Below are 24,286 nucleotides of genomic sequence, written 5' to 3' on the forward strand. Positions count from 1 at the left end.
GGGTGTCCTTCTTTACTGATTCACCCTGACGTCAGGGTTTAAATCGATAATATACAGAGGTGAGTATGAAAAAAGTGGTTCTGATGGCGCTGGCTCTCGGCCTTTCACTGCCCGCGATGGCGAGTGAAAAAGTGATTGATATGTACAAATCTGAAAACTGTGGCTGTTGTTCCCTGTGGGGCAAAGCGATGGAAAAAGACGGGTTTGAAGTACGAACTCACGTCATGAATGATCAGGCGCTGTCAGCCCTGAAAGAAAAGCATGCTATTCCTGCAGGACTGCGAAGTTGTCATACCGCGGTTGCCGGTAATTTGATCATTGAAGGCCATGTGCCTGCGACAACGATACATAAGGCAATGCAGTCTGGTTCAGGTATATACGGTCTCGCCACCCCCGGTATGCCAGCAGGAAGTCCTGGAATGGAGATGGGAGCCCGAAAAGAGGCTTACGATGTTATCGCATTCTCACCGGATGGAAGTAAAAAAGTCTTCCAGCGAATCGAATAGTCAGCGGAACGGCTGATAACGGGACGCCGGCAGCAGGCACTCTTATGCCGGCGGCATTCGTGGTAATCGCATCCATGACATACCCTGAAGACAGAAGATGCTTCGGTATGCATAAGGAGAGTTACTGTGAAAAATGACAATGCAGTGCAACACAACAACCAGACTGCTTCTGAGCAGACATTATCCCCGGACGAGAGCCACGTATTGCATAAGGTGAGAGATCCCGTGTGCGGGATGGCCATCCTGCCCGACAGGGCGCACAGCAGCATTCGATACCAGGACCATCAACTTTATTTCTGCTCCGCCAGCTGTGAGAGTAAATTTAAAGCCCATCCCGATCGTTATCTTACCGAAGATGCCAGTGAACATTCCCATCACCATCACCACGATCATCACGAAGTCAGCCCTGATCAGATAAAACAGCCTCACCACCAGGCGGAGAAAGAGAATTCTGAAGGTGTGTGGACATGTCCGATGCACCCGGAGATACGCCGCAGTGGTCCCGGAAGCTGTCCTGTCTGTGGAATGGCACTGGAGCCGCTCGTAGCTACGGCATCCACGGGGCCAAGTGATGAACTTCGCGACATGACAAGACGCTTCTGGCTGGGGTTGTTGCTGGCGTTTCCGGTTCTGGTACTCGAAATGGGATCTCATCTGTTTCCCGCCTTGAGGAATACAGTACCGCCACAGTACAACACATGGCTGCAGCTGCTTCTGGCCTCTCCTGTCGTGTTGTGGTGTGGCTGGCCATTCTTCGCCCGGGCCGGAATGTCGTTACGTAACCGCTCCCTGAATATGTTTACCCTTGTTGCAATGGGCACCGGCGTAGCCTGGGTGTACAGCGTCATTGCAACCGTCTTCCCCTCCTGGTTTCCTGCATCGTTCAGAAACATGGATGGCCTGGTGGCCGTTTATTTTGAAGCCGCAGCAGTTATTACGGTGCTTGTTCTGCTGGGACAGGTTCTTGAGCTGCGGGCACGGGAACAAACCTCAGGTGCCATTACTGCACTACTGAATCTTGCCCCCAAAACCGCCAGGCGGCTGGATCATGACGGTCATGAAACGGATATTAATGCGGAAGATGTTCTGCCTGGCGATAAGCTCCGCATCAGACCTGGAGAGAGTATTCCGGTCGACGGTATTGTGATCGAAGGCAAAACAACCGTTGATGAATCGATGGTGACCGGGGAATCTATGCCGGTTACCAAAACGGAGGGTGACCCTGTCATCGGGGGGACCATTAATCAGACAGGGAGTCTCATCATCCGTGCAGAGAAAGTCGGTGATGAAACAATGCTCTCACGAATTGTTCAGATGGTCGCTGATGCACAGCGTTCGCGTGCCCCCATCCAGAGAATGGCTGACAGCGTTTCAGGCTGGTTTGTTCCTCTGGTGATACTTATCGCGGTTGTTGCTTTCGTGATCTGGTCTGTCTGGGGGCCCGAGCCCAGGATGGCGCACGGTCTCATTGCGGCTGTGTCGGTCCTGATTATTGCCTGTCCCTGCGCGCTGGGGCTGGCCACGCCGATGTCGATAATGGTGGGGGTGGGCAAAGGAGCCCAGGCCGGGGTGTTAATCAGGAATGCCGAAGCCCTTGAGCGTCTTGAAAAAGTGGACACGCTGGTTGTCGACAAAACAGGCACGCTCACGGAAGGTTCGCCTACGGTGACAGGGATTATCAGTCTCAATCCGGGTGGGGAAACATCTCTTTTGCGTGTAACAGCCGCAGTGGAAAAAGGCTCGCAGCATCCGCTGGGTATGGCAATAGTTAAAGCAGCACAGGAAAAGGGGATCGCAATACCCGCAGTCACTCATTTCGATGCACCGTCGGGTAAAGGTGTCTCAGGCGATGTCGAAGGTCAACGGGTTGTTATTGGTAATGAACTGGCTATGCAGGAAAACAGTATCGTTATTGATAATCAAAAGGCCGTTGCGGATACGTTGCGGATGGAAGGCGCTACCGTTATCTATGTGGCCACAGACGGGGACCTTGCAGGCCTGATAGCTATCTCGGATCCCGTGAAAACAACCACGCCGGATGCGCTTAAAGCTTTGCGTCAGGCGGGGATCCGCATTGTTATGCTCACCGGGGATAACCAGCTTACTGCTGAAGCAGTCGCACGGAAACTGGGAATAGATGAGGTTGAAGCCGGAATTCTGCCGGATGGCAAAAAAGCAGTGATAACCCGACTGAAAGCGTCTGGCCATGTGGTTGCGATGGCCGGAGACGGTGTGAATGATGCCCCGGCGCTGGCAGCGGCTGACGTGGGTATAGCCATGGGAACGGGTACAGATGTGGCAATTGAAAGTGCCGGAGTCACCCTTCTCAAAGGCGACTTGATGATACTGAACAGGGCCCGTCATCTGTCAGAGATCACCATGAAAAATATCCGTCAGAATCTGTTTTTTGCATTTATCTACAACGCACTTGGCGTGCCTGTGGCTGCAGGTCTGCTTTATCCTGTGTATGGAATACTGCTGTCGCCAGTTATTGCGGCGGCGGCCATGGCTCTTTCCTCCGTCAGCGTCATTGTGAATGCGTTGCGTCTGAAAAGTGTCAGGCTCGGGAAATAACACTGAGTGAAGGGTCAGTTACGAACAGAAGGAGTCCAGTATGAAAAGTACCACCTATGCGCTTATTGCTGTCGCCGCGATCGCGGCATTTGCCCTCCTGCGCGAACACTGGTCACATGTGGCAGGTTACTGGCCATATCTGTTATTGCTGGTCTGCCCGCTAATGCATCTTTTCCACGGCCACGGAGGGTATGGAGATCATCAACCTCACGGAAGTGAAAACGATAAAAAAAATTAATCCGGCAGACGGGGCCGCATCGCGGTCCCGTTATCAGTCCAGGTATCGTTCGTAGTCTCTGGCATGCGCAAAGGCATGCTGTTCGAGTTTGTTATCCGCAGGTGCCGCTGCCCGGAACGCCAGTGAGTTAACAGGGTTGTTATTGATGACCAGCTCGTAATGCAGATGAGGACCGGATGAACGTCCGCTGTTACCGGATAACGCAATAGCATCTCCACGGGTAACCCTGGCCCCTTTAGTAACGAGTATTTTATTGAGGTGAAGATAGCGAGTTTTAACACCGGCTTTTCCCGTTATGTCAACAAAGTATCCCATGGTACTGTTGTATTCAGCCCGGGTGATTTTTCCGTCGATGACGCTGACTATTTTCGTGTTCATGGGCATGGAATAATCAATGCCATTATGGGGACTCACTTTTCCCGATACCGGGTTAAGTCTTGCAGGATTGAAAGGCGAACTGAGTCTTGCTGTGGCCGGTAACGGATAATCGAGACTGCTTTTCCCGGAAGTATCGGAAAGGTTATAGAATTTTTTGTCTGATATACGATACGCCGTGTAATTAAATGAACCGGCCGTAAATTTATAGGCCACTACACGTGATTTTCCCGCTTTCTTTTGCAGTACGAGTTTTAATGATTCATTTTTTTTCAAATGCCGAAGATTAAACCGGGAAGGCAAAGAGCGCTGAAGGGTAGCGATCTCGTTCGATTCCAGGCCCGAGCGGGTGGCTGCAAGGTAGGCATTTTCTTTTACGACATCGGTAGAATACATTTACTGGAATTCGCCGTTAGCATGAACACTGCGGCGTATGCTAGGGGTTTTCAGGAGGCGTGTCATCTGTCCGTTTATCGGAAGTACCGTTGATGGTCGTCATTTTTGTAACATATCTTGTTTCCCGTTTGCTCCTGAAGCTCTGGGACCTGTACGACCAGCCCGACGGTGATGATTAACGGGACTGAAACAGGTTACGGCAGGGCAATATGGGACTCATGCCCTGCTACGTAACCCGCCGGTGAAGCCTGCGCACCTGAGGCTCAGCACTAATCGCCTGCGGTTACCTGGACGAATACAGTCCACGAAGCTTTCTTGCCTGCGTCTGATGTGCTTCCGCACCGGCATTATTGACCTGCTCATGCACGAGAGCGGCTTTTTCTCCGGCATTCAGTTCGTTAAAAGAAGAAGACGAGGTCTTTGAATTTGCATCACTGCCGGACAGCATTTTTTTATGTTCCTCAATCATTTTCTGATGCGCATAGGACGCGCTGTTGTTCATAAATGAATGAGCAACAATGGCCCTTTCATGTTCATTCATTTCAGAGAATGAGGGCGTGTTGTTTTTATTAACCCTGTCCGGTAAGTTTTCATGCGTCGAGGAATTCACATGACTGACGGCTGAGGCATTATTAACAAATCGATGTGCTTCATGGGCAATATCACTGGACTGAGCAAAAGCTGCCCCACAAAATAAAGCTGTAAACGTAGTGGTCGTAATTAATGTATTCATGTGTAATTACCTTCTTAGGTACATAAAAGATGTCATCACGATCATATATAAAAATAATCAACCTGTGGGGAAGATGACGTAAATGTAATACAGCTACGGACATTACACGATTGTAATGAATTTGTTTCTTAAGGTGTGTTAGCTTCATTTCATTGTAAGAGGATGAACCAGAAATTTAATTTAAATCGGTTCTCGAATTCTGTCAGTAACCATACTTTAAATAAGGGAACGCGCATGCTGTTGAAAACGTCTCGACGAACTTTCCTGAAGGGGTTAACCCTCTCTGGCGTAGCCGGAAGTCTTGGCGTATGGAGTTTCAATGCGCGTTCCAGTCTGAGCCTGCCAGTTGCCGCATCCCTGCAGGGGACTCAGTTTGACCTGACCATTGGTGAAACGGTCGTCAATATCACGGGCAGTGAGCGTCAGGCCAAAACAATCAATGGAGGGCTGCCGGGGCCCGTTCTTCGCTGGAAAGAAGGTGACACCATTACCCTGACGGTCAAAAACCGTCTTAATGAACAGACGTCCATTCACTGGCACGGCATTATTCTTCCGGCCAATATGGATGGTGTTCCGGGGCTGAGTTTTATGGGGATCGATCCTGATGACACCTACGTCTACACCTTTAAGGTTAAGCAGAACGGGACTTACTGGTACCACAGCCATTCCGGTCTGCAGGAACAGGAGGGGGTATACGGTGCCATTATCATCGATGCCAGGGAGCCAGAGCCGTTTGCTTACGATCGTGAGCACGTGGTCATGTTGTCTGACTGGACCGATGAAAATCCTCACAGCCTGCTGAAAAAATTAAAAAAACAATCGGATTACTACAATTTCAATAAACCAACCGTTGGCTCTTTTTTCCGCGACGTGAATACCAGGGGGCTGTCAGCCACCATTGCCGACCGGAAAATGTGGGCTGAAATGAAAATGAATCCGACTGACCTCGCGGATGTCAGTGGCTACACCTACACCTATCTCATGAACGGGCAGGCCCCGCTGAAAAACTGGACCGGACTGTTCCGTCCCGGTGAAAAGATACGCTTACGGTTTATCAACGGCTCGGCAATGACCTATTTCGATATCCGCATCCCCGGGCTGAAAATGACGGTCGTGGCTGCAGATGGCCAGTATGTAAACCCGGTTACCGTTGACGAATTCAGGATTGCCGTTGCCGAAACCTATGATGTCATTGTGGAGCCTCAGGGTGAGGCCTATACCATCTTCGCACAATCTATGGACAGGACCGGTTACGCTCGCGGGACACTAGCCACGAGAGAGGGGTTAAGTGCTGCCGTTCCCGCCCTCGATCCCCGTCCTCTGTTGACCATGGAAGATATGGGTATGGGAGGAATGGGACATGATATGGCAGGAATGGACCACAGCCAGATGGGAGGTATGGATAACAGCGGAGAGATGATGTCTATGGACGGTGCTGACCTTGCGGATAGCGGGACATCCTCCGCGCCCATGGATCACAGCAGCATGGCCGGTATGGATCATTCTCAGATGGCCGGAATGCCGGGTATGCAAAGTCATCCTGCGTCAGAAACGGATAACCCACTGGTTGATATGCAGGCGATGAGCGTCTCTCCGAAATTAAACGATCCGGGTATTGGTCTTCGAAATAACGGAAGAAAGGTTCTCACGTACGCGGATTTGAAAAGCCGCTTTGAGGATCCAGACGGACGTGAACCTGGCCGCACCATAGAACTGCATTTAACCGGCCACATGGAAAAGTTTGCCTGGTCATTTAACGGAATCAAGTTTTCAGATGCCGCACCGGTGCTGCTGAAATACGGTGAGCGACTCAGGATCACGCTGGTCAACGATACCATGATGACTCACCCCATTCACCTGCATGGTATGTGGAGCGATCTGGAAGATGAAAACGGTAATTTCATGGTTCGTAAACACACAATAGATGTTCCCCCTGGTACAAAACGCAGTTACAGAGTGACAGCAGATGCGCTTGGCCGCTGGGCGTATCACTGCCATTTGCTCTATCACATGGAAATGGGAATGTTTCGTGAAGTCCGGGTGGAGGAATGATGCGAATGAAGAGAAATTTTAAGGCCATACCTGTTCTGGTCGCCGGTTTGTTTACCTCACAGCTTTCGATTGCGGCGGGCTCCGTCTCTGCAGATCCCCACGCCGGGCACGACATGTCTTCCATGCAGATGCCAGCAGATGAGAATTTCACTGAGATGACGTCAATGGAGCCCATTGTAACTGAGAGCAGAACGCCAATTCCGCCTGTTACCGATGCCGACCGGAAGGCTGCATTCGGCAATTTACAGGGACATGCGATTCACGACAGTGCAATTAATTATCTGGTTCTGCTGGATCAGCTGGAATGGCAACGGTCGGATAACACCAACAATTTCAGCTGGAGTGTTAACAGCTGGATTGGAGGCGATACAGACCGGCTTTGGCTAAAGAGTGAAGGCGAACGAAGCGGGGGGAAAACAGAGACGGCAGAAGCCCAGTTACTCTGGGGGCATGCGATTGGCCCCTGGTGGGATTTGGTTGCGGGTGTCAGGCAGGATTTCAGACCTGCGTCTGCCCAGACCTGGGCTGCTGTCGGTTTTCAGGGGCTCGCTCTCTATAATTTTGAGTCTGAAATTACGGGTTTTGTCAGTAATGGTGGAAAAGCAGCCCTCCGTCTGGGGGGAGAATACGACGTTTTACTGACAAACCGACTCATACTCCAGCCATCCTATGAGGTAAATCTCTACAGTCAGGATGATGAATCGCGGGGGCGCGGCAGGGGATTAGCTGACACAGAGCTGGGCCTTCGGCTGCGCTATGAAATACGCCGCGAGTTTGCACCCTATATAGGCGTCTCCTGGAATCAGCTTTACGGGAAAACGTCCGATATGGCGAAAAGAGAGGATGAGAAAGACCATCAGATAGTATTCCTGGCGGGAGCCAGAATCTGGTTTTAATACGTTAACTTAAAACACTAAACTAAACAGGTAAATAACATGTCGATTTTAAATAAAGCCATTATTACAGGTGGCCTGGTTATGGGCGTCGCTTTTTCTGCCATGGCCCATCCGGAATTAAAAAGCTCTGTGCCACAGGCAGATTCAGCCGTAGCGGCCCCGGAAAAGATTCAGCTCAATTTCTCGGAAAATCTGACCGTGAAATTCTCAGGTGCAAAATTAACGATGACGGGTATGAAAGGCATGTCATCACATTCTCCGATGCCGGTCGCGGCAAAAGTGGCACCAGGCGCTGACCCTAAATCGATGGTTATTATTCCGCGAGAGCCTTTACCCGCTGGCACTTATCGTGTTGACTGGCGCGCGGTTTCTTCAGATACGCACCCTATTACCGGTAATTACACCTTTATAGTGAAGTAATATTATGAACGACCTGATTATGATTGTTATTCGTTTTCTTCTTTATCTTGATTTGATGGTAATATTTGGATTGCCATTTTTTCAGATATACGGAATAAGCGGTGTCAGACATGAAACCTATAACCTGACTAATTTCAGGTCGTTTATAACCTTTGCTGTTGTTACAGGCATCATTCTTACTGGCATTAATATGCTCCTGGTATCTAATGCCATGAGCGGAGTAACTGATTTCAGAGAATTATCCATCCATATTATTGAGATGGTTATAGAAGAAACCGATGTGGGTATTAGCTGGATTGTCAGGCTCTGTGCACTCTTTGCTACACTCGGCGCGTTGTTTCTTTACACTAACAAGAGAGTGTTGTCCTGCCTGCTGATGACGATGAGTGGGGGCGTGGCGCTGGCCACACTTGCCTGGGGAGGACACGCCGTCATGCATGACGGTCTGCATTACTATCTCCATTTACTGAGCGATCTGACTCATCTTGGCGCTGCAGGTGCCTGGACAGGTGCTCTGGTTGCATTTGCTATCCTGCTGATGCGCAGAAACGCGCATAATGCACAGAGCGTCATTGTGATATCTGACTCCTTAGCAAAATTTGCCACGGCAGGTACGGTGATTGTTGTGGCCCTGATCCTGAGCGCGCTGGTCAACTATCTGTATATTGCTGAAGGTAACTTAACCCCGTTATTCAACAGCTCATGGGGGGGGATATTACTTGCCAAGACGGCTCTGTTTGGACTGATGCTTCTTCTGGCTGCAGCAAACCGGTTTCACCTGGGTCCCCGGCTTGAAGTTATGGTCAGGGAAGGGAATTATGATCGCAGCGTTTCCCTGATGCGAAACAGCATCCTGACAGAATTCGTTGTTGCGATTATCATTCTGGGCGCCGTAGCGTGGCTCGGAATGCTTGCTCCGTCTCAGGTCAGCTAGGGGACAGCCAACGCTCATGCGTGAGATTTTTACTTTCATATCAGCGAGTTGACCATGCAGCGTATTTTAATCGTTGAAGACGAACAAAAAACAGGTCGTTACCTGCAGCAGGGACTGGTTGAGGAAGGCTATCAGGCCGATCTCTTTAATAATGGCCGCGATGGTCTCGGGGCCGCGTCGAAGGGACAGTATGATTTGATAATACTGGACGTGATGCTGCCTTACCTCGACGGGTGGCAAATCATCAGTGCCCTGAGGGCGTCCGGGCACGAAGAACCGGTCCTGTTTTTAACCGCAAAGGACAACGTGCGGGACAAAGTGAAAGGACTGGAGCTTGGTGCAGATGACTACCTGATTAAGCCCTTCGATTTTACGGAGCTGGTTGCACGTGTAAGAACCTTGCTGCGCCGCGCACGCTCGCAGGCCGCCACGGTTTGCACCATCGCTGATATGACCGTTGATATGGTGCGCCGGACCGTGATCCGTTCGGGGAAGAAGATCCATCTCACCGGTAAAGAATACGTTCTGCTTGAGTTGCTGTTGCAACGCACCGGAGAAGTGTTACCCAGGAGTCTTATCTCGTCCCTGGTCTGGAATATGAACTTTGACAGTGATACGAATGTGATTGATGTCGCCGTGAGACGTCTGAGAAGTAAAATTGATGATGACTTTGAGCCAAAACTGATCCATACCGTTCGCGGTGCCGGATATGTCCTGGAGATCAGAGAAGAGTGAGGTTCAAAATTTCCCTGACCACACGCCTGAGCCTGATTTTTTCTGCAGTGATGCTTACGGTATGGTGGTTATCAAGTTTTATCCTGATTAGCACCCTTAATGGCTATTTCGATAATCAGGATCGCGATTTTCTGACAGGTAAACTTCAGCTGACCGAAGAATTCCTTAAAACGGAGACGTTCAGGAACAAAACGGATATTAAGTCATTATCAGAAAAAATAAACGATGCGATGGTGGGGCACAATGGCTTATTTATTTCTATAAAAAATATGGAAAATGAAAAAATTGTGGAACTGTATGCCAAAAATTCTGTTGTTCCAGCGATCCTGCTTAATAAATCGGGTGATATTCTCGATTATATGATCCAGACGGAAGAAAATAATACCGTGTACCGCAGTATCTCGCGGCGGGTTGCCGTGACGCCGGAACAGGGTAAAAGCAAACATGTCATCATTACGGTTGCCACGGATACTGGGTATCACACCCTGTTTATGGATAAGCTCAGTACCTGGCTGTTCTGGTTCAATATCGGTTTGGTCTTTATTTCTATTTTTCTGGGCTGGCTGACCACACGTATTGGTCTGAAACCGTTACGGGAAATGACCAGTCTGGCTTCCTCCATGACCGTACACAGCCTGGATCAGCGTCTTAATCCCGATCTGGCTCCGCCGGAAATCTCTGAGACCATGCAGGAGTTCAATAACATGTTCGATCGCCTGGAGGGGTCATTCCGGAAACTGTCAGATTTCTCGTCTGACATCGCGCATGAGCTGCGCACCCCGGTCAGTAATCTGATGATGCAGACGCAGTTTGCACTGGCTAAGGAAAGGGATGTTTCGCATTATCGCGAAATTTTATTCGCTAACCTGGAAGAACTGAAAAGGCTGTCTCGAATGACCAGTGACATGCTTTTTCTGGCACGTTCAGAGCATGGTCTGCTGCAGCTGGATAAACATGATGTGGATCTGACCGCCGAACTGAATGAATTACGTGAGTTATTCGAGCCCCTGGCAGACGAAACAGGAAAGACAATCACGGTTGTAGGAGAGGGCGTTGTTGCCGGAGACAGCGATATGCTGCGCCGTGCTTTCAGTAACCTGCTTTCCAATGCAATCAAGTATTCTCCCGATAACACCTGTACAGCGATACGCCTTGAGCGTGACAGCGACTGTGTGAACGTGATGATTACAAATACGATGTCTGGCCCGGTTCCCGCTAATCTGGAACGTTTGTTTGACCGGTTCTATCGCGCAGACTCATCAAGGGTCCATAACACGGAAGGCGCGGGGCTGGGATTGTCAATTACGAGGTCGATCATTCATGCTCACGGCGGCGAGCTGTCAGCAGTACAGCAGGGGCGGGAAATTGTGTTCAGTGTGCGTCTGTTAAGAAGTTAATACCGTTATTCAGAAGAAATATTGAAGGTGACAAAAATGTCATCATTCAGTCACGCGATAAACAGAGGCGGTTTTTTATAATCATTCATAAATCAGGAGCAGCGAGATACTCAGTCGTCTGGTTCCTGGCGTGATGAATAACCCACCCTGAGATCAAATGCTTTCTCTGTTATAAGCCGTTGATTGTTTGGGTATGAAAACACCGGAGACCCAACCATGAAAAAGATCCTTGTATCATTTGTTGCCATTATGGCTGTCGCTTCATCCGCCATGGCTGCAGAGACAATGAACATGCATGACCAGGTAAATAATGCCCAGGCACCCGCCCATCAGATGCAGTCAACCTCTGAAAAAAGCGCTGTTCAGGGAGACAGTATGACAATGATGGATATGAGCGGTCACGATCAGGCTGCAATGACCCATGAAATGATGCAAAACGGCAACGCTTCTGCCCATCAGGACATGGCTGAAATGCATAAAAAAATGATGAAATCCAAGCCAGCAGCTTCTAACGAAACAGCAAAATCATTTTCCGAAATGAACGAGCATGAGAAAGCCGCTGTTGTACACGAGAAGGCGAATAATGGTCAGTCTTCAGTGATTCATCAGCAGCAGGCTGAAAAGCATCGCAGCCAGATCACCCAGAATTAACCCGCAGCTCCACTTGTCAGACCCTCATTTGACGCCGAAGTCACTGGCTTACGCTCCCGCCGGGAGCGTTTTTTTTCGTAATTAATAAGTGTCATTAAAAGCATCCATCACCATTATCATAATTGGCCCTGATCAAATAAAATTTAACTTATGTTGCGCGAGAATTCAGTTCATGAAAAAAATATCAGTATCATATTGTTTTTAATTATTATTTTCGTTCCCGGTTATATCCTATATCCAGGGTTCATGCCGCGCCGTATCCTGAGACTGGCTGAGAATACGAATGATCGTAACCACCGAATGTGATGACACAAAATAGATCATGTGCTGTTCCACCGGCAGCGAGCAGATATTGTCTCCCAGCTCCGCGCGATGCGTGCCTATGTCATGCATGGCCAGAACGTCAAACACCGCTGCTATACGCCCGATATACGCATCCGCCTGAACAATCCCGAACTGTCGGAAGCTGTAGTCCCAGATTGCTTCCAGATCTTCTTCTGCTTTGGAAGTCAGCTCAATCTCTTTCATTTGCCACCCTGGCCCTGACATTATTCAGGAATGCATCCCTGTTCCAGGGTTTCGCCTCGCCGCTGCTGAGCCCTTCAGCCAGCAGATCGCGCAGTTCCTGAAGACGGGATTCAGCCTGCTTCTCACGCAGCAGACGCAACGCGTCACGCATGACCTCGCTCTGGGTGCGGTAATCACCGGCCTTAACCAGGGAATCGATAAATTCCCGCAGCTCATCACCCACGTCCACCGTCATCGTACGGGCCATAACCCCTCCGCTTCTTAATGTAAGATTTGTTCTTACATCATTATATCAGCTTACTCCCCTGCTTCCATCTCAGGCTTTTTTAGCCAAAGCAACCCGGCTGTAGTCTGGAGATCCGACTTTACCTTTTTTCGGATCTAAGCGGAGGTGGAGAATGATTAGTGCTTGCAAGGCACTAATGGCGAAAGATTGTTGCAAAGAGGGGATTATTGCATGCAATGCAAAATTACTGACTGACTGAACCTGAAATAGCAACAAAGTAAAAAGGAAAACTTTTTACAGGTTTTTCTTCCAACCGGCCTTAAAGGCCTCCCCACCTGAAAGTAAATACCTGCACATACACAAAGACGTTAAGGAGAACATGATGTCTACATTCGTAACTGCAGTATTTACTGTAATCTACACCCTAATCGCCATTGGCCACTTCATCTGGGCAATCGTGGCCGCTTACCGGGGCCTGACCTGGATTTTGACCAATTTTGACGATATTCCTCATATCTGGAAGCGAAACTGGCGATACTATCGCCGTTTCATCTTCCCTGAGATGAAATGCAGGATCCGCAGATGGTTCAGAAACTTATTCTAACGGGGATCCAAGTCCGGCAACCTGGCACAGGCAGCACCAGGTGGTGAACACCATTCTGGTCTCTCCTTTACGCCATTTTCGCACCGTACGCTCCCTGACATACAGCCGATCGGCCAGCTGTATGTCATTCAGTGTGATCAGCGACAGGACGTGCCGGACGTCAGCGATACTGGGCCTGGTCCACTCCTCGCCGGGCAGCAGGGTATCGGCATTGAAGGTACCCGTTGCCACGAGCTGCTGTCGTCGGCTTATCTGTTCCGGGGTCAGGGCCATCAGCCTTTCTCCGTGGTTACTGTCCAGCGGACGGGATGTTCCGGAAGATAATAAGTGTCACGATGTTCGTTCTGCAGTCGCAGATAATTTTCAACGTCACTCAGCTGCCAGCTTGAATAAATAATATTCGAAAATCCCACGTTATACATATCAATTGTGGACATGGTCTGATCAATATAATCATAGGAGCATTTATAAATATTGATCCGTGATGGGTCTTCGATCATTAAGTTCTGGGGGGCAGGGCTGAATACATTAATTTCCAGAGGGGTAAAAAATCCGGATTGCGGATACTGATGAAACTTAAGCGCCAAATTATGAGCCAGGGGAAGGTACAGAACGGGTTCTTCTGTCATTTTACAAAATACGTTAGGTGATACTGTAAACACCGGCCGTGGTTCTGTACTGTCAAAGTGGTGCCCGGTATGAAATATATCCACACGATGGATACCGGAAAAAAGTGCTCCGCGTAACTTAGCCATTACGTCAACCATTGTTATTTTTCCCTGAAGCGCAAGGAGGGAAAATAATACAAACATGGCCTTCGCTTTTTCATCATCTTCTGAAGAGGAACGAGCGATACGAATCAGCTTCTGATAGATACTTAAAGAAGCAATCTCCGGCATAACTTCAGGCAAAGAAAGCGTCTCAGAAATGATATTCTGAAGGTCATTTTTAACTGGAATAATAAATGACCGGAATAACTCAGCTTTACCCGGGAATCTGCTTTGCGGGTTATTCAGGTTGAGTATCATCTGAAATATGCCGAAACTTGCAAGCTTCTCTATCGGAAAATCATCCCTGTCGCAGTTAGCCAGCCTCGTGAAGTTATGGTTTTGAACCAGATCCCGGACAAGCACAGCCATTTCCTTTTCGTAGTCACTGAGCTCATTCTCAATGTCAAAAATCTCCCCGGTATCACCGTCGGTAAGATGGAAGCAATCCTTACAGACGGCCACGCTGGAGATGGGCAGCGGGATATCCTTTATGTCATTTTCGCCTTCTGCCGTAAGAACCACTACATGAGCCCAGACCCGCTGCTTCTCCTTCGGACTCAGTGCCGTATCATCGCTGCGGAAGTTCCTGAGAAACCACTGCGAGAGCATGTGCTGGTTTTTGGTATAAGTCATAATGTTTTTCCTGTGACGAGCTGAGCCGGCCGGGTCAGAAATCATCTTCTATTATTGCATCATCATGACCAGCAAGCCTGAACGGCTCGGGAACATGTTTACGGCGGACGTTTTTATCGGGATAACTCAGGAAATGTTTTTCAAAAACCCGGACCAGTGCGTCATTCCATGTCGCATTAATTCTGGCGCGCACATCATGCGGCTCCATGATAGTTATATTATAACGCTGATTAATTGAGTTTTGTTCCGTGAATTTACGAAGTGACTCTCTGGAATCATCACCAAGCTTGCCGGTAGTCCAAAATTCAACGTTAATTTCTGCGTTTGGATATTCATTTCGGGCATAGTTATAGAATACCGGCACCTGTTTACCAATCCACTTCTTTACATCCTCATGCCTGACCGTTGAATAGGGTTTATACCCTTTGCATTCAATGAAGGTGATTGCAGCATTTCCCTTCAGGCTCAGAACATCACATTCTGCTGTATCTCCCTTCTGGGACTTACAGATTTTACCCACCACCACATCCTTACTGTCAATGCGTACGGTCTCCGCGATAATATATTCAAATAAATCCCCTTGGAGCTGACTTGTCGCGCCGGCTATATTCGACACCCTGGACATGATGTCATCTATCGCGGCGATATTATCTTTTAAGCTGAGCGTTAGGGAGCCGACAAGATCGCGTAGCTGTATGAGCGCGTCAGCAAAGTCTTTCCCGAACAGATTTTCTGGCGTGGCAGGTATTATCCCGGCACGCTTCATTTCCTGAAATGCATCTTCACTGTATTCATCTGCAATAAACATAAACAGGCATCTGGGGCTGTTCCTGAGGCTGTTTATCGAGCGGCATTTTGTAATAAAGGGCTGGAGATGCACCAGACTGAGTTTGTATCCTAAAAGCATATCGCAGGCAAAGAAACCAGACCGGATCTCACCTGACCGGGAGAACTGCAGAAGAGGATTGAGATAGGATGGTGCGGTGAGGTCAAAATCAAAGTTTGCCACGCAGGGAGTCTGAACCGGATTGGGATCCTCTCGCGTACGCAGCGTGTCGTAACTGATGATGCCGTTGTTCCGGACCCACTGGCTCAGGGATTTCATCAGAACTGACTCTGTGGTCAGCCTGGCTTTCAGGGGATGGACCGCACGCAGGTAACCGTTATCATTTTTCTCAGTCAGCGCAACACAGTCACCCACCCCTGGCAACATAACGACTCTGATCATTTTGTACTGAAGCAGACCATCCAGGACTGACTTCCAGGATAATCGGCGTTTCATCGCTACCGGCGATCCGCAGGCTGCTGAAAAATGACTCAGCGGCAGAATCCCCCCGCGCGCCCTGAGGCAACTCAATGCCAGACCGTAGGCCGACCCGGTATCAAGCAGGGCAGAGTTGAGACTGGACCAGTAACGCCCGGTACCATACTGCTGTTTCAGATAAACAAATCGCTCGCGTTTGGGAAAAAGCTTTTCAACACAGTGTATCTGCCCTGCAGCAGCAGCCCGGGAAACCTGTTTGCGCGCGCTATCCCGGTTAGTGCCCGGAGTTTTCAGCATTTCCTCTACAAGCACAGAGCTCAGGCAGGGTCCGGTTTTAAGTAAGGAAGTAACTATAAGTGATGCCATCTTTTGCTCGCTTGTCACACTGCGTATTTAATAATAACAATACATTCAGGAAGCCAAACAACAAACATTGCATTTTAGTTCATTAAAAACAATAATTTAAAATGAATAAACATGGTCCTTTAGATTATCTGTCACAAACTTGTTTTTCCTGCAGGAAATCTTTTACTTAAAAACGCAGTATGGATGACATCTACAACCCTACGAGATTCAGTCATCAAACTTATGTGAATTCGGAAATTCAATGTTCACAATTTCATTGGCAGAAACCGATATACCATGCCGATCAATACCGAACACAGCACCACTATCCGGCGGCAACTCTCTAACAGACGTATATGCGTAACCCAGCGCAGCTTCAAGCGCACCTTTTTCATAATCAATATCCGCCCTGAAACAGACTATGCAAGGTTTCAGTACCTCAAGATAATGTCCTGTAAGATCCTGCCCATGCTTTTTTTGGTAAGCATTGCAGACATCCTCTACCAGCTCCGGTAGCCGCATATAATCGTGCTGCCAAAGTTTGCGGGCGTGAAGATGAATCTCCCGCACAAGATGCCCGTATGGCCCCCAGTGCATTTTGTTTCTAGTTCGCATCTGGAAGAGAGTATCAGGTACGCCAGCATGAAAATTCCAGGCCTGTAATTTCTCTTTGACCTCAGCGTCTGGAGCCAGATTTACCAGCATGTCCATCACCAGTGACTCGGTCTGGTCCAGCGCAAGTAAACCATTTTCAAAAGTATTGTCAGCTGAAGTGCGGGTACCATGAAACCAGTATGCGGTGGTGAACTCACCCGGGGAGCCCAGTTCCCTACATACGTACTCTCTCAGATACCGTCGAGAGTCGATCATAATGTAATGATCCGTCTCGTAAATCTGCTCAAGATCGAGAGATAACAACACCTTTTTCAACTCCATTACACTACAACCAAAACCGTACGAAAGCGTAAGCATCGCCTGAGATCGTGTTGAACAATCGAGATTAAACATGATTTCATTCCTTACACGCCATTAGTTGCGGGGGCACCCCGGTGGCGTCTCATATTGGCGAGCAATAAAGCTGCGTAATATCTTAGAAAAGGGAGAAGCTCCGGGGCGCTGAAGGTTGCATAAACACGGCCTGCACCATGTGTCTCTTTAAAGACTATTCGATCAACTAAGCGTGCATCGTTAATGGATTCAACCTGAACACAGAAATGCGCCACAGAATTTCGCATTTTATGAATTAGCTCTCTTAAGTTCATTTCCTCACCCGGTAAATGAGACTGGTTTAACCCAATTTCAGCCTTAAGCTCTGGCGTTAGACGATTCGACGGGAGGTAAGAAACTGCGAGCTCTTTAGGCATCACAATTAGGCCCAGGAGACAGTTCAGAGTAAGCGTGTAGTTGTACTGCTCAGAGAAGGGTTTCCCCTCAATCATGTTGTTGTATTGATCAATTAGGGCCAGCGTTCTTTCAATAAAATCAGTCTCAAAGTCTGAATAGTTCCCCATCAAATCCTCCTGTGGCAACAGAAAATTTAACTATACCATTCCGAGATACTAGGTTTCATATCCTGCATTTCCGGTTTTGGGTTTTTTCGGATCTGACAGGTAAACAGAAGGAGTGTATGTAAGTTCTGTACTGTATGTATGGTATGTATAAATTGTATTGTATGTATTATGTGTATTTTCTGTATTGTGTATTTTTTACACCAGGAGTACGATGGCGCCATTCCCTGAGAAACCGGAGCCCGACCATGACCACCCTATCCCCGGACACCGTCCGCCGCATTGAAGACGCCGCTGCCGCCCTGATCGCCGCCGGCAACCTGAACCCGACCAACGAGCAGGTCCGTCAGCACCTCGGCGGCGGCTCCCTGTCCCATATCTCCCCGGTGATGCGCGCGTTCCGCGCCCGCCGGCGCGAGCAGGCCGATGAGCAGACCACGCCCCTGCCTACAGAGCTGGCGCAGCTGCTGACCGGCCAGCTGGGGCTGCTGTGGCAGGCCGCGGTGAAACAAGCTGAAGCCGGGGCCCTGGCAGCGCGCGAGCAGGCCGACGACGACATTGCCCGTGCCGACCAGGAGCGAGATGAGGCGCTGGCGAACGTGGCCGTCCTGAATAGCGAGCTGGCGGTGCTGCGCGAGGTGGTGGCCGAACGTGACCGTCTGCTGCAGGAGGTGCGCGAGTTGCGCGCGGAGGCACTCCCGCTGCGCGAGCAGGTTGCCCGCCTGACCGCCATCGGCGAACACCTGGCGGCGCAGCTGCAGGACACGAAAGCGGAGCTGAAGGAATCCCGGGAGGACGGCCGTAAACTTCAGTCCGAACTGCTGGACCTGGCCCGCCAGGACGGGAAGGTAAAAAAATGAAACAGGAAACCACGTTTCGCATCCGGGCGTTTCGACAGGCTTTGGAAAAGGCTGTCCGGGAGCTGCCAGAAGAATACAAGAACGGATCACGCTGGTGTGAACTGAAAAGCTTCCCGGCCGGCAGCTGCGACCTGGCCAGCAATTGTCTGGCGCAATACCTTAAAGACTGCGGTGAAAGAGGGGAGCCTGGCATTCTGTTTATGTGCGGGAATGAGACTTTCCGTGAGGAAGAAAATTCCACTGTTCATGGCCATGTCATCGTCATACTTGACGGTGAGTACATCGACCTGACGCTCGATCAGTTTGATGAATATACGGACTACATACCGGCTGAGCCACTCGAAACCGGCGGCGTACTTGGCACGCTGCTGAGAAAAATCCCGCAGTATGAAGGAGAAATAGAAACCCGCCGGATAAACCTCGATCGCCTCCAGGGAATTTACGCATGGTTACGAAACCGCGCCGACGCAATACTGAAAGCAGATCCTGAATGGCAGGCCTGGGAACGATCGATAGAAGAAGCAAGGGAAGCCGCTATTAAGGCGTTCCCGTTTCTGTCTTACATGCAAAAAACTGAGTGCGAACAGGGCCCAGACAGTCAGGAGGCTGCCAGATGAAAATTTATCATTACACTGACCTGAACGGCCTGAAGGGCATCATCGAATCAGGCTCACTGTGGGCGACGAACTTTTCCTTCCTCAATGACAGCAATGAGCTGATTCACGGCATGAACTGCCTTGAGAATGCCCTGCAGTACCTGAGGGACGACTTTAACCCGAAAACCCTTAAGTTCATCGAACAGGCACTGACGCACTTCAGAATGCACCGGGCTGCTCACGTCTATAACCTTTCGTTCTGTCTCGAACCCGACCTGTTAAGCCAGTGGCGGGGTTATGGCAGCTCTCAGGGCGTGTGCCTGGAATTTGATGATGACGAACTGGCTGCCTCCCTGGAACTCACGAACTACCAGACGTTTAAAAACCGGGTGATCTATACCAAAGAGAATTCCACGGTTGAAGCCAGGAATGAGATCCTCGCTTTCTTCAATGCCCCTGAAGTGCAATCTGCCATAAACCAGGATGCGATGTATGAACTGGGCTATGCAGCAGAACTAGCTCACAGTCTGCCGCCTTTTTTCAAGAATGACGGTTTCAAAGAGGAACAGGAGTTCCGGATGGTCATTCTGCCGGACAGACCTTTTGAGGGTGTCAATTTCCGTGTCAGTGATAACGGTCTGGTGCCATATCTGATCCTTGAAGCAAAAGATAAGCTGCCACTGAAAAGCATCAGAGTTGGTCCCCGCAGTAACAGAGCAATGATGATGGAAGGGATATCATTCCTGTTGCAGAACAAGGGGTATACCAGTACACAGATTTCGTTTACTGAGACGCCGTTCCGGTAAACTCAACTGATAAGCACAAATTATTAGGTAAAAGTATGTTGGATAAAGTTTCTCAAATAAAATTGGCCAAAATCCTTGCAGATAATTTTAGCGAAGGCGACTGGAAGGAGCTTTTTGCTGTTACAGATTGTGAAGATGTTCCGGAAGGGCTAAATCAATTTTACCGGCATGTTTACTGGGACAACCCGGAACTGAAAGGCGTGGCCATCTCAGCCATAGAAACCACCCTGACCAGGGAAGCTGATAACCTTTCTAAAATCTGGGCACTGGATGATGTCCAACTCTATATCAGCAACAGCGATAATGATTTATTCAATGAGATAAAGGACATTGTGAATCAGAATGGACAAAGAAACGTTTCCGCAGCCCCAGTGAAAAATGTGAACGAAAACATTTACCAGGCTTTAGAAGATGCGGAATTGTTGCTTCAGAAAAATGGACCACACCGGGCTTATGACCGTGTCCATACTGCTCTTCATGCTTCATTAAGACAAATGAGCGCAAACCATGGAATTGCGACCAATAGTACAAATAATAATGTTCCAGGATTGCTTTCCCTGATAACTGCACATCTCAAGGCCCTGCCGGATGATGGAAGAAATGAAGATGTGTTTAAAATGCTGAAGTCTTCTGCCGCAATACTTCATGGAATCAATAATCTGCGTAACAATTACAGTATGGCTCATCCTACTGAGACTTTGCTTAATGAAGCCGATGCGCGTTTTGCCATAAATCTGGTTCGTTCCATTATGACTTATATTGATGAATTGCTTTAGTTTGGATGAAAATATGAGGCTCACAGCGAAAAGATAGAGCATCAACAAAGAAGTGAAGTACGGCCAGAATTTTAATCCTGGCCGTACTCTTATTTTTTTACAAATGATGATCACCTGTGTAAGCGTTTAATAAACTTCTTTACTGACTTAACGCCTGCTGAATTTCCTGACGCAGTATCGTAAATGCATAAGGATCAAACCTGTTGGCTACCAGTCGACTGGGGTCAGTGGGTACCTCAAAGGTATCTTCTGACTTCATGTCATTGTTATAGGTAAACAGGATGCTACCCGGATTAATTATATGGAAATAAGTCACACCTAACTCATAAACAGGTTGGGAGGAATAAAGCTCAAACTGCTGTGCTTTATTGTTATAGGCAATCATATAAATATTATAATTCTCTTTCTTAAAGAATTCCGCCAGTAATTCAATTGTGTTACGGGCATTTTGTGCTATCCCATTCGCATTGGGCCCCTGAGCGTTGTGTTCCCTTAACTCGGCCAAAGCATATTGAGCGCCGCAAAATATGCTTGCCAAAAATTTCTTACGTTCCATCATATTGCCTCTGGCTAAATCCCTTCTAGGACTGTAAAGAGTTCCGTCAACAATGATCCAGTCATCGTTAACCCATTTTGTAACTTGTTGAGGGGTAACATTCATACTTTTAGCAAAAGCAGATTTATTCCCGCCAAAGAAAAGATCGATATGTTCAGAAAGTTTCATAACTAACCTGTTTGACTGATCCAACATCAATAACATAATCAATATTTGATTATAAATCAACAAAAATTGATTATGTTTTTAATCAATCCCAGAATAACCAGAAATCGGATTTCAGGGACGAGAAACCCGAAAAGGATATGATTAATCAATCAAAATGAAAAAAGCATATTAAATATGATATTTGTGATAATAAAATAAATCATTCATGATATGATTTTATTATTATCGTACAATATCATACGGAGCGTGCAGGATGGATCACGAAGTGACGTTTTCACTCAGCTATGAACAACTGACACAGTTTGCGGAAAAACATATCCGTGAATGCAATCTGGACAGCCGGGGCGCGATTTATATCAGCGAGTCAGCCAAGGCCGGAGCCGTGCTGAGCTTGTGGTATGAACTGGCCATTAATGGCTATGCCTCAATGAATGCCATAAACAGAAAAGAACTCATAGACGCCGATCATCAGCGCCTCAGAAAGCTCATCTGGCCAGAGACGGATAAGCAATGACTCAGGCGCGCCGACCATCGCCGCTGCAGAGGCGGGTGCTGATTGTGCTGGCTGCACTGGATGCGAAACGTCCGGGGCCGGTCGCCACGCGGGATATTGAGCGGGTACTGGAGCAGGGTGGCGACGCCCCTGTGTACGGGCCGAACCTGCGCGCCTCGTGCCGGCGGATGGAATCCGCCGGCTGGCTGCTCACCTTGCGCGCCCCGAACCTGCAGCTGGCCGTCGAGCTAACGGAGGCAGGCCGTGCGCTGGCCGCCCCGCTTCTGGCTGGCGAACAAGCGCGCGTTCTGGCGGAACAGCGTGCGACGGCGGTCCGGGTTCTGCCCCTGGTTCCGCCTGGCAGGGCTGATGAGGCTGACGACCGACCGGTGGAGCTGGACGATCGCTGGCACTTGGCGTGCCGGGGCGACTACGTCATCCGTCTCGACGGGACCACCTGCCTGCAGCTGTGGAGCACGGCCGGACAGGTGACGCGTCTGGCGGGCGATCCCCTGCAGGTAGCCACCTGGCTGCAGGCCTGCCACGACGCAGGGATTGCGGTCCGGATGCAGGTCAATGAAAGCCTCACGCCGGAAGAAGGAACACCGGACGGTACCGCGCCGGCGGACCGGACGTACACCTGGTATAGCAAGCTGGACGTCGCGCTGCAGGCACTGGGGATCACCGGCCTGACAGATGAGATCCGCCTTGCAGTGGTGAGGCCTAAGGGCTCATTCCGGACGCTACCGGCGCCGGCGCGCCTGCTGCACGTTCTGCGCGAAAGCCCTGAGGCGTTCCCGCTCACGGCCATCGCGTATGAAGAAGATACCGGCACCGCACTGGATACCCTTCTGGCCCGGGCCGGATTCACTGCGAGCCAGGCGCAGGAGCTGCGGTGGCACCGCATCCGCTGGCCATTAATGAGCGAGGAAGAAATCGACTGGCGCTCGCTGAACCCTCCACGCGACACGAGGGAGGACTAATATGCCGTATTACAATGGCCGCTGGCACCGTTACTCTGAAGCTGAACGGCGAGAGTTTGGGCGACGTAAACGAGAAGAATACAGCCGAGACTGGCACATGACCTGGTTCAGCAGGAAGGGGCTTAAGGATCGCCTTTGGACGGATAAAGCCATCAAGGAGTTCCTGCCGCCGCCACAAAAAGCAGGCCCGATCCACGCCTGGCTGCGTAAGGACGTGCTGGCCGCCGAGAAGAAAGCCGGTTTTCGAGCGTGGATGGAAAAGCGCAGGGCATGGCTGGATGCGCGCTGCCGGCTCCCGGATATTGCTTATGCAACTTACGGGCTTCTGGCGATCGGCTGGGACATCGGCGCTCCAGACAAGCCGGTTCGCTATCAAAAGCTGGTCTGGAACGAGGACAGGCAAGACCTGACAGATTATTCACATCAGTGGCAACCTTCGCCGTTCACCGGTGCTGAATTTCCGGGCTGGACACCAGACGAAGTGGCCTGCGCCGTCTGCGAGTGGTTTATCAGCCGGGACCAGGAAAACAAGCCATGACATCTCGATCTGTAACCGGCAACCTCCATCTCATCATTACCTGTACGCGGCGTAAGACAGTTGCAGCTGGCAGCACAATCTTTCCCGAAGAACGCAACGCCGTCTGTGCTTATGAGGCATGGCTGCAAATGCTGGAACAGACACGGGACAAACAGCCATTGCTGACAGCAGGAGATCTGTATTCAGGTCAGCACTGGCAGCGGGCAGTGACCGCAGCTGAAAGCACTGGTGCCGAACTGTGGGTGTTATCTGCCGGCCTGGGTCTGCTGCATTTCAGCGATCATGTCGTGCCGTACGAAGCAACATTCTCCTCGATGCGGTTTTCCCACCGCATCATCTGGTCACTACTGACTTCCCGCCCGCCAACACGACGGCGCTATGCTTCACTGCAGACCCTGATGCAAGAGCGGCCGCACGATCGTTTTATCGTAGCGGCCTCGCCGGTGTATCTACAGGCTGTGGAAGAGGATCTATGCTCGGGCCGCAACGAGCTAACCTCGCCTGAGCAACTGACGATAGTCACATCAAAAGGATATCAGGGATGTCTCGGCAACAACGTCGTGTTGACCAGCGCAGCGATGATGAAGGAGCTGAACACCAATATGACCGGGCTGAATATCAGTCATGCCGTAAAAATTCTGAAGATGCAGGACGAAAGAGTGATAAGAAATGCAGCATAAAGAAAACAGCAGGAGACAGGTAGACCGCTACCTGGGGTCCGCTTG

28 protein-coding genes and 1 pseudogene are annotated in these 24,286 nt (G+C 49.7%); 19 read left to right on the forward strand and 10 right to left on the reverse strand.

Annotated features, from left to right (window positions below):
- Positions 1–65: 65 nt before the first annotated feature.
- The 3 genes from AC0LWE_RS20615 to AC0LWE_RS20625 all read left to right on the forward strand — a co-directional run bounded on the left by AC0LWE_RS20615 (position 66) and on the right by AC0LWE_RS20625 (position 3,318).
- On the forward strand, positions 66–506 hold the full coding sequence (locus tag AC0LWE_RS20615; protein ID WP_000758228.1) for a DUF411 domain-containing protein: 441 nt from the start codon (positions 66–68) through the stop codon (positions 504–506).
- Positions 507–632: 126 nt separating this feature from the next.
- Positions 633–3,080 carry an Ag(+)-translocating P-type ATPase SilP gene (gene silP / locus AC0LWE_RS20620; protein ID WP_474266080.1) on the forward strand — a complete coding sequence of 816 codons (2,448 nt, stop codon included), beginning with the start codon at positions 633–635 and terminating at the stop codon, positions 3,078–3,080.
- Positions 3,081–3,120: 40 nt separating this feature from the next.
- Positions 3,121–3,318 (forward strand): DUF2933 domain-containing protein, encoded by a 198-nt coding sequence (locus AC0LWE_RS20625; RefSeq protein ID WP_063147127.1) that lies wholly within the window; start codon positions 3,121–3,123, stop codon positions 3,316–3,318.
- A 33-nt stretch (positions 3,319–3,351) separates the two neighbouring features.
- On the opposite strand, the gene AC0LWE_RS20630 is transcribed toward AC0LWE_RS20625, so the two are convergent.
- A complete protein-coding gene (locus AC0LWE_RS20630; RefSeq protein WP_063147128.1) occupies positions 3,352–4,089 on the reverse strand; it encodes a peptidoglycan DD-metalloendopeptidase family protein in 738 nt (245 codons plus the stop codon).
- A gap of 283 nt (positions 4,090–4,372) precedes the next feature.
- Positions 4,373–4,822 carry a copper resistance protein gene (locus AC0LWE_RS20635; RefSeq protein ID WP_474266082.1) on the reverse strand — a complete coding sequence of 150 codons (450 nt, stop codon included), beginning with the start codon at positions 4,820–4,822 and terminating at the stop codon, positions 4,373–4,375.
- Positions 4,823–5,056: 234 nt separating this feature from the next.
- Between AC0LWE_RS20635 and pcoA the strand changes: the two genes are divergently transcribed.
- The 7 genes from pcoA (at position 5,057) to pcoE (ending at position 11,907) form a co-directional block, all read left to right on the forward strand.
- Positions 5,057–6,874: a multicopper oxidase PcoA gene (gene pcoA / locus AC0LWE_RS20640; RefSeq protein WP_063147130.1), complete on the forward strand. Its 1,818-nt coding sequence runs from the start codon at positions 5,057–5,059 to the stop codon at positions 6,872–6,874.
- Positions 6,875–6,879: 5 nt separating this feature from the next.
- Positions 6,880–7,770, forward strand: a complete 891-nt coding sequence (gene pcoB / locus AC0LWE_RS20645) for a copper resistance outer membrane transporter PcoB (RefSeq protein WP_263755379.1) — start codon at positions 6,880–6,882, stop codon at positions 7,768–7,770.
- A gap of 39 nt (positions 7,771–7,809) precedes the next feature.
- The gene (gene pcoC / locus AC0LWE_RS20650; protein ID WP_045334610.1) at positions 7,810–8,190 is read left to right on the forward strand and encodes a copper resistance system metallochaperone PcoC; all 381 of its coding nucleotides are present in this window, start codon (positions 7,810–7,812) and stop codon (positions 8,188–8,190) included.
- Positions 8,191–8,245: 55 nt separating this feature from the next.
- The gene (gene pcoD, locus AC0LWE_RS20655) at positions 8,246–9,124 is read left to right on the forward strand and encodes a copper resistance inner membrane protein PcoD (RefSeq protein WP_306345924.1); all 879 of its coding nucleotides are present in this window, start codon (positions 8,246–8,248) and stop codon (positions 9,122–9,124) included.
- 54 nt (positions 9,125–9,178) lie between these two features.
- Positions 9,179–9,859 (forward strand): copper response regulator transcription factor PcoR, encoded by a 681-nt coding sequence (gene pcoR, locus AC0LWE_RS20660; RefSeq protein ID WP_045334614.1) that lies wholly within the window; start codon positions 9,179–9,181, stop codon positions 9,857–9,859.
- Positions 9,856–11,256, forward strand: a complete 1,401-nt coding sequence (gene pcoS / locus AC0LWE_RS20665) for a copper resistance membrane spanning protein PcoS (RefSeq protein WP_219347775.1) — start codon at positions 9,856–9,858, stop codon at positions 11,254–11,256. Before pcoR ends, pcoS begins: the two co-directional genes overlap by 4 nt.
- A 216-nt stretch (positions 11,257–11,472) precedes the next feature.
- Positions 11,473–11,907: a copper resistance system metallochaperone PcoE gene (gene pcoE, locus AC0LWE_RS20670; RefSeq protein WP_004152085.1), complete on the forward strand. Its 435-nt coding sequence runs from the start codon at positions 11,473–11,475 to the stop codon at positions 11,905–11,907.
- Positions 11,908–12,138: 231 nt separating this feature from the next.
- Here pcoE and AC0LWE_RS20675 read toward each other — a convergent pair whose 3' ends face one another.
- From AC0LWE_RS20675 to AC0LWE_RS20705, 7 genes are all read right to left on the reverse strand, one after another.
- Positions 12,139–12,456 (reverse strand): type II toxin-antitoxin system RelE/ParE family toxin, encoded by a 318-nt coding sequence (locus tag AC0LWE_RS20675; protein ID WP_373275706.1) that lies wholly within the window; start codon positions 12,454–12,456, stop codon positions 12,139–12,141.
- The gene (locus tag AC0LWE_RS20680) at positions 12,422–12,682 is read right to left on the reverse strand and encodes a type II toxin-antitoxin system ParD family antitoxin (RefSeq protein WP_040219223.1); all 261 of its coding nucleotides are present in this window, start codon (positions 12,680–12,682) and stop codon (positions 12,422–12,424) included. Before AC0LWE_RS20680 ends, AC0LWE_RS20675 begins: the two co-directional genes overlap by 35 nt.
- Before the next feature lie 574 nt (positions 12,683–13,256).
- Positions 13,257–13,538: a korC gene (locus AC0LWE_RS20685; protein ID WP_225760194.1), complete on the reverse strand. Its 282-nt coding sequence runs from the start codon at positions 13,536–13,538 to the stop codon at positions 13,257–13,259.
- A complete protein-coding gene (locus AC0LWE_RS20690; RefSeq protein ID WP_474266087.1) occupies positions 13,538–14,668 on the reverse strand; it encodes a DUF4238 domain-containing protein in 1,131 nt (376 codons plus the stop codon). The genes AC0LWE_RS20685 and AC0LWE_RS20690 overlap by 1 nt, the downstream gene beginning before the upstream one ends.
- Before the next feature lie 34 nt (positions 14,669–14,702).
- Positions 14,703–16,298, reverse strand: a complete 1,596-nt coding sequence (locus AC0LWE_RS20695; protein ID WP_225760196.1) for a hypothetical protein — start codon at positions 16,296–16,298, stop codon at positions 14,703–14,705.
- Between the two features lie 207 nt (positions 16,299–16,505).
- Positions 16,506–17,285, reverse strand: coding sequence for a hypothetical protein (locus tag AC0LWE_RS20700; protein ID WP_474266089.1), 780 nt, complete (start codon positions 17,283–17,285; stop codon positions 16,506–16,508).
- Positions 17,286–17,296: 11 nt separating this feature from the next.
- Complete coding sequence (locus tag AC0LWE_RS20705; RefSeq protein ID WP_225760198.1) at positions 17,297–17,788, reverse strand: HEPN family nuclease; 492 nt, start codon at positions 17,786–17,788, stop codon at positions 17,297–17,299.
- Positions 17,789–18,033: 245 nt separating this feature from the next.
- On the opposite strand from AC0LWE_RS20705, the gene AC0LWE_RS20710 reads away from it, so the two are divergent.
- The 5 genes and pseudogenes from AC0LWE_RS20710 to AC0LWE_RS20730 all read left to right on the forward strand — a co-directional run bounded on the left by AC0LWE_RS20710 (position 18,034) and on the right by AC0LWE_RS20730 (position 20,823).
- On the forward strand, positions 18,034–18,645 hold the full coding sequence (locus tag AC0LWE_RS20710) for a DNA-binding protein (RefSeq protein ID WP_471779066.1): 612 nt from the start codon (positions 18,034–18,036) through the stop codon (positions 18,643–18,645).
- Entirely contained in the window at positions 18,642–19,262 is a 621-nt protein-coding gene (locus tag AC0LWE_RS20715) for a hypothetical protein (protein WP_263755356.1), read from the forward strand. The genes AC0LWE_RS20710 and AC0LWE_RS20715 overlap by 4 nt, the downstream gene beginning before the upstream one ends.
- Positions 19,259–19,450: pseudogene (locus tag AC0LWE_RS20720) on the forward strand (hypothetical protein); the annotation flags it as partial. The gene AC0LWE_RS20715 and the pseudogene AC0LWE_RS20720, both read left to right, overlap by 4 nt.
- A gap of 15 nt (positions 19,451–19,465) precedes the next feature.
- On the forward strand, positions 19,466–20,047 hold the full coding sequence (locus AC0LWE_RS20725; protein ID WP_474266137.1) for a DUF2971 domain-containing protein: 582 nt from the start codon (positions 19,466–19,468) through the stop codon (positions 20,045–20,047).
- A 35-nt stretch (positions 20,048–20,082) separates the two neighbouring features.
- The gene (locus AC0LWE_RS20730; RefSeq protein WP_474266092.1) at positions 20,083–20,823 is read left to right on the forward strand and encodes an abortive infection family protein; all 741 of its coding nucleotides are present in this window, start codon (positions 20,083–20,085) and stop codon (positions 20,821–20,823) included.
- A gap of 139 nt (positions 20,824–20,962) precedes the next feature.
- Here AC0LWE_RS20730 and AC0LWE_RS20735 read toward each other — a convergent pair whose 3' ends face one another.
- Positions 20,963–21,547 carry a hypothetical protein gene (locus AC0LWE_RS20735; protein WP_474266094.1) on the reverse strand — a complete coding sequence of 195 codons (585 nt, stop codon included), beginning with the start codon at positions 21,545–21,547 and terminating at the stop codon, positions 20,963–20,965.
- A 253-nt stretch (positions 21,548–21,800) separates the two neighbouring features.
- Between AC0LWE_RS20735 and AC0LWE_RS20740 the strand changes: the two genes are divergently transcribed.
- Genes AC0LWE_RS20740 through AC0LWE_RS20755 form a run of 4 tightly spaced genes read left to right on the forward strand, consistent with a single transcriptional unit; the run spans position 21,801 to position 24,241 of the window.
- Positions 21,801–22,061: a hypothetical protein gene (locus AC0LWE_RS20740; protein ID WP_474266096.1), complete on the forward strand. Its 261-nt coding sequence runs from the start codon at positions 21,801–21,803 to the stop codon at positions 22,059–22,061.
- A complete protein-coding gene (locus tag AC0LWE_RS20745; protein WP_474266098.1) occupies positions 22,058–23,023 on the forward strand; it encodes a hypothetical protein in 966 nt (321 codons plus the stop codon). The genes AC0LWE_RS20740 and AC0LWE_RS20745 overlap by 4 nt, the downstream gene beginning before the upstream one ends.
- 1 nt (position 23,024) lies before the next feature.
- Entirely contained in the window at positions 23,025–23,561 is a 537-nt protein-coding gene (locus AC0LWE_RS20750; RefSeq protein ID WP_474266100.1) for a hypothetical protein, read from the forward strand.
- The gene (locus AC0LWE_RS20755; protein WP_474266102.1) at positions 23,558–24,241 is read left to right on the forward strand and encodes a DUF6884 domain-containing protein; all 684 of its coding nucleotides are present in this window, start codon (positions 23,558–23,560) and stop codon (positions 24,239–24,241) included. Before AC0LWE_RS20750 ends, AC0LWE_RS20755 begins: the two co-directional genes overlap by 4 nt.
- Positions 24,242–24,286 lie beyond the last annotated feature (45 nt).

The organism is Lelliottia sp. RD5 (assembly GCF_056032945.1).